Source organism: Salinibacterium sp., assembly GCF_031364185.1.
GTDB lineage: Bacteria > Actinomycetota > Actinomycetes > Actinomycetales > Microbacteriaceae > Rhodoglobus.
Genome location: NZ_JANLVV010000042.1, coordinates 1 through 5305, shown reverse-complemented (window position 1 = coordinate 5305; position 5305 = coordinate 1). Strand labels below are relative to the sequence as shown.

General features: G+C 59.7%; 4 protein-coding genes and 1 pseudogene. All 5 read left to right on the top strand.

The genetic code is table 11. The features are described 5' to 3' along the window. Positions 1–810: 810 nt before the first annotated feature. A complete protein-coding gene (locus tag RMN95_RS02235; RefSeq protein ID WP_309615332.1) occupies positions 811–1452 on the top strand; it encodes a hypothetical protein in 642 nt (213 codons plus the stop codon). Positions 1453–1821: 369 nt separating this feature from the next. Then, complete coding sequence (locus RMN95_RS02230) at positions 1822–3114, top strand: hypothetical protein (protein ID WP_309615331.1); 1293 nt, start codon at positions 1822–1824, stop codon at positions 3112–3114. After that, on the top strand, positions 3077–3913 hold the full coding sequence (locus RMN95_RS17070; RefSeq protein ID WP_397545225.1) for a DUF6578 domain-containing protein: 837 nt from the start codon (positions 3077–3079) through the stop codon (positions 3911–3913). The genes RMN95_RS02230 and RMN95_RS17070 overlap by 38 nt, the downstream gene beginning before the upstream one ends. Before the next feature lie 216 nt (positions 3914–4129). Continuing rightward, a complete protein-coding gene (locus tag RMN95_RS02225) occupies positions 4130–4762 on the top strand; it encodes an ABC transporter ATP-binding protein (protein ID WP_309615330.1) in 633 nt (210 codons plus the stop codon). Beyond that, positions 4759–5305 (top strand): annotated as a pseudogene (locus RMN95_RS02220) (hypothetical protein); the annotation flags it as partial. The gene RMN95_RS02225 and the pseudogene RMN95_RS02220, both read left to right, overlap by 4 nt.

Genomic DNA, 5305 nt, shown 5'->3' with positions numbered 1-5305 from the left:
CTGGAGCACCACGGCGATCGACTCTCCGGAGCCCCGAGCACAAGCGACGTCGAAGGCACCCTTCGTGCCGACGGCAGCATCATCACCGCATCGGTTCCTCTGAGCTGGTTGCCGGTGTCGGAGGAGCACGGCGAGTAGGGCCCGGCTTTTCTGCCCCAGTGCATGCTTATCTATTCGCGGGACTCATTATCGTGGCGATTCCGAGGACTGGATTTCTTGGCGGTGGATAGGGCTGACACGTATACGGCAATTGCATCATCCGGCGCGCGTGAGCGGTCGGATTGCCCGGGTGCCCTTCCTTAATGATGCAGAGCGAGGTGGGCGTTGCCGGGCCCGGATGGGTGAGCTTTGGAGCCGAAGATAACTACGATCCATGATCTCCTCGACCAGTACGCGCGGCTGGCTCGCGACATCCGCGTCGATACGCGCGCGCAGCCGACCAGCTTGGTCACTGCGCTCCTGGGGTATCTCTCATAACTAACGGCCAGCACCAAAACTCAAGCAGCAGATCATGCGACGTAGTTATGAGACCCGCCGGGCGCGACACTTCCCTGATCTGCGAAGGTCAGAGCTGTGGAGTCGTGAGACGTCTTATATCCCTAGGGTTACGAGACTCTGTCTGGGTGTTGGTAGCCGCGCTGTCACCAGACCCATTGCTACCTCGCTGCCCCTGTCTTCTTGTCGTGGACAAGAGCGCGGGCGAGTGGCACGATAGCAAACGCGCAGGCGAGAACTGCACGACGCCAATGGTTACAGCTGGCGTCTCTGCACAGGAACAGCCTTAAGTACCCAGACAGGAGGAATTCACGAATGAGCTTTTGGGAAAGATCCTCGAAAGAAGACCGTGACTTCTTTGCCCGTGCCATTTACGAGACCTCTTCGACTTCCGGCTTTCCGGGCCTTCAGGACATGACCGAAGAGGACGGTCTCAAATTCATGTCCTACTTCATCGCTCGCCACCCCGAGCTGATTCTCAAGCGCTTCCGTTTCACCACGTCCTACACGGACGACCTGCTCGAGCAAGCACGCGACTTTGTGAAGGCGGAGCGATGGGAGTTCGCGATCATGTTTTATGCAACGTGGATCGAACACTCGTTGAATTCCCTATTCGCCGATGCATTTCGGTCCACGGGGCACAGCGAAGAAGAGGCCGATGAATTCATCCGAGCCAACAGCATATGGAAGAAGACATCGTCGGCGTGGTTGTCGGTATTTGGTGATTCTGTTCGCCTCTCGGATGAACTGGTTTCGAACATTCGGCAAGTTTCGGCGAACCGTAATGAGTTCGCACATTACAAATGGAAAAGCTCTCTTTTGACCGACGAGATCGAGATTCACGAGCAATCTAACGCGCTCATATCAGCAGCAGAATTATGCGTGACTGAACTAGGCGAAGTCGGGGCCCGCCACGCAGCGCACAAGAGATATGGTGACGACACCTGTAAGGCGTAAATCGGTTGTTAGGACGGCCCACTGTGGGGCTGTTCTAAAAACAGTCCTGCCAACCGCCATAAAAGGGAGAAGCCCTCCGGATTTTTGTCCAGAGGACTCCTCTTTTTCTTGCCTATCGTTCGTAAAATAGTGCAGTGTCGGCGGGGATGCGGGTCGGGACCGGTTTGTCTCGCCTAACCGTCTTGCAAGGGTACGGTTTCGAAACACGTAATCATGTTGCAGATAAGGCACCCTTGCGGGCATCCTTATCGGGCGGGATAAACGGGCATCGCAACAACGGCGGCGGCACTGCATCGCAACTGAAGGTGAGACACCCGGTGGGGGACGCTATTGCGGACGTCAGATGCTGCGATGGGCCACGATGGAGTCATGAGCCCGAAAAAAGCGAAGTCTCCTCGCACGATCCTTGATGCTCTTGAGGAAGCTCTCGGCGCTACACCAGTCCTGGCAGAGCTGGCGAAACTGAGCCCCGTTGAATTGGATTCGCTCGCGGGCGCGTTGGGCGAGTTCTGGCGTGATCAGGCGGAGGAACTAATCCCGGAGGGCGCCTCGCTGATCGGTGGGTGGCGAAGCGCCTACGGGAGCGAGCCTTCTTTTCGTGAGGATCTGAGCGACTCCCTGCTGTACTACCCGAAGCTGCTCCTCCTGGACCCGCTTGCTAACTTCTTCGACGACCGATCCTCACTGCCTGATCCGCGCGGCATCCGCTATCGTCGGCGCGATGGTGTCTACAACGTTGTGCAGGCCGGGGCAGCAATTTGGAGCCGGGCCGGCTCCTACGATTCGCTGCGAGAAGAACCGGGGGTGGCCGCTACCCGGTTCGCTAGTATCGTCGACAATCTGTACGCACTCGAGGGGCCCATTCGCGACGGCGTGACAGTACTGCGAAGCCAATGGCCGATTCTTGGACGACGGCGAACCCAGTTAGAAACGGCCGTCCGGCACGACGTCGGGTCGCGAGATTTCCAGGACTTCATCTCAGCCATCCCGGCAGATCAGATCGGGGTCACCGCGTGGGACAACCTTCAAGGCCTATCGGCTTCGCTCAACGAACCGGTTCGACCTGCCGACGAAAAATGGCGAGCGGAGCCGTTCTCCTACTACCTCAACAAGATGCTCGCGGTCGCTGATGCGTTCGGTGCGCAGTACGTGCCTGCATCAGAGGTCGACCTCGCTTTCCTGCGACGAAAGGTGGCCGCCGGAGTCCACCGAGAGCACCCGGGCGCGGTGCTTCGAGAGGTGTCCCGGATCGTGGTTCCATCGCTCGAAGTGCCGATCCGGCAAGCAGTAGCAGTCCGCAAGTCCTCTGACGACTTCGAAGATTGGCGTAGTGCGTTACGGATCATCCAACGTGACGCCGCAGCGGACTCGCCGGCAGAACTCCGCGAACGCGTCGAAGACGTCCTGCAACCACGCGTAAACAAGGTCCGCCATGACCTCGAGAATTCGTCGCTCAAAGATCTGGTTCGAACCGATGGTGCTGACCTTGTCATCGACGCTGCCCTGGGGCTCTCGGTCGGATTCGCAACCCAAGAGCCGCTGTGGGGAGCAGCCGCAGGCGTCGGCTCAGGGGTGCTGCAGTGGATTCGCAAGGCGTACACGAGGCCCAAGCCGAGCGGGGCTGATGCTGTGCTCGCTACTCTCCTTCGTGACCCGAAGTAAGCGCCGTGCGCATGCGTCACGAAACGGATGCGCCAGGCGCAGCCCGCTGACGGATTCCTGGGTTCTTGCGGTGATCCCTGAGCGGGCCAGCGTCTCGCAACTTAGGCGCCTCGAATCCCATGGGATACAAGACGCCGCGGTCTCGAGTCCCCGCGGCCCCTCCTCCTACACGATCTCTGTTGCACCGATTGGCTTCCCGAAGACACTCGTAGTTAGTCGCAGGGGTTCCTATCCTTGTTCCATGCGCTCTCCCAGCCGTTTGCCGACCCCAACACCAGATACGACGATTCGATGTGTCGATCCCCAGCACTCGAGCAATGGCATGAACTACAGCGCCTCCTACCAGCCACTCGTGAGCCAAGAGATACAAGCGGTCGACGCAGAGGATCCCGCGCCGAGCAAGGGGCCCAACGAAACCGACGTGTGGCTGACCGAGTGGCAAGTCGCTGAGGACGGCTTTGACATCGCATTGGATCAGCATGTCGACTGGGACCTCGTGCCCATGGAGCACGACTGGGTGGCTCGCTTGTTCGCTGGCCGCCGTACGATCCTCCTCCAACGAGACACATATGCCGGGGCATTACGAGATGTCAGTGCGACCCTCGATTGGACTCACCTTTCGGGCCGCGTGATTCGAATCGATCAGATCTCAGTGCGCTACCAGCCATCTGAAGACCCAGCGGAACGCGGGCAGGTGCCAGAAGCCGGCGGTGCAATCCAGCACGGTGTGGCGAACTTGCGGAGTCCGCGTGCACATCACGGCCAGATTGTCGGCTGGATAGTCCGCGTCCAGGGATGAGTTTTTCAGCACCGATCCCCTGCCCCATTGGCGCAGTGCCAGGTGGGTCGGGGCCGGTTACCTCGAAACCCATCGGATTCGAGGTGGCCAGGTTTCGGGACACCTTACGTTCGAAGCTGCACGCGTAGGGTCGGCTAATCGCGCTAATCCCAATAGCCCGACGGCCGGGCGCCGCCAGAGCCCAGCAACAGCCGAAGACACGAGAGAATAGTTCATATGTTCTGTCTCGAAGCCCGCGCTGTCTCCGCTTCGGTTGATTCTGAGGTGCTCCTTGCCCCCGTGTCCTTCGCTGTGAAGGAGGGAGAGGCCATAGCAGTTCAAGGACAGAACGGTTCCGGAAAAACGACCCTTCTTCGGATACTAAGTGGCCAGCTTCGCCCGACAAGTGGGCATGTGTACGTCGACGGAGAGCCAATCGATGAACGTGCGCGAGCCATACGTCGCATGATCTCGGCACGCATCGGTTTGCCCGCCTTTGCCCGTGAACTGACCGCTCACGAGCATTTACGTTTCATCGCGACGACGTGGGGACGGGCCGGATCCGCCGCAACGGATGCGGCGGACGCCACTATGGCCGCTCTTGGAATAGGTGACCTCCGGAATCGGTTTGTGACGGAGCTCTCATCTGGGCAGACGCAACTGTTGTCTCTGGCCACGGCGTTCGTGCGCCCGTTCGAGGTGTTAATCCTCGACGAACCAGAACAGCGGCTGGATGCGGCACGACGCGCCTTAGTGGCGTCCGTGGTCCGCGCCGAGATCGAACGTGGTGTCACAGTCGTGATCGCAAGCCATAGTGCGGACATGATCGAGTCAATCGCGAACCGGTCTGTGTCTATCGGAGCCTCGTGAATCCATCGAATGACCGTCGCGTACTGTCGCGCTCTCGATCCATTGCGGCATCGAGAGCGGGTCTGGCCACAACGGGCGAACCCGGCTATACGGTCTACGTGGCGATCCTGATCGTCGCCATAGTGGCAGTGCCACTCCTCAGAGCACTGGTTCATGGTCTGGCGAGCCCGGAAGTCCTTGCCGCCATGAGCTCCCCGAGCAGCTATCGTGCAGTGGGAATCATTGCTGCGATCCTGGCAACTTTCGCGCTCCTCGCCGGTCGAACCCGAGGCCCGGTCGTTCCCAATCCGTTCCTGACGGAATTCCTCGCAGGAAGCGGCCTCGCCCGCAGCGACACACTGCGTCGCCCCTTTCTCGTCACTGCCGCTGCGATGATACTTGTCGCTGTCACGATCTCTGGCCTCGTTGTCATGGCGCAGCTCTCTAATGCACCAGTGGTTGCCATTCAGACAGTGCTTGTGGTCCTGGGCTCCGCATCGTTTGCCAGTGTGTTGGCCATGCTCTGGCTGGTAGGGCAGAGTTCTCCCCGCCGCATCACAGTTC

Bases quoted from the DNA above. Each gene is read 5' to 3' on its own strand.
- RMN95_RS02235 (WP_309615332.1), top strand. From the start codon at position 811: ATGAGCTTTTGGGAAAGATCCTCGAAAGAAGACCGTGACTTCTTTGCC.
- RMN95_RS02230 (WP_309615331.1), top strand. From the start codon at position 1,822: ATGAGCCCGAAAAAAGCGAAGTCTCCTCGCACGATCCTTGATGCTCTT.
- RMN95_RS17070 (WP_397545225.1), top strand. From the start codon at position 3,077: ATGCTGTGCTCGCTACTCTCCTTCGTGACCCGAAGTAAGCGCCGTGCG.
- RMN95_RS02225 (WP_309615330.1), top strand. From the start codon at position 4,130: ATGTTCTGTCTCGAAGCCCGCGCTGTCTCCGCTTCGGTTGATTCTGAG.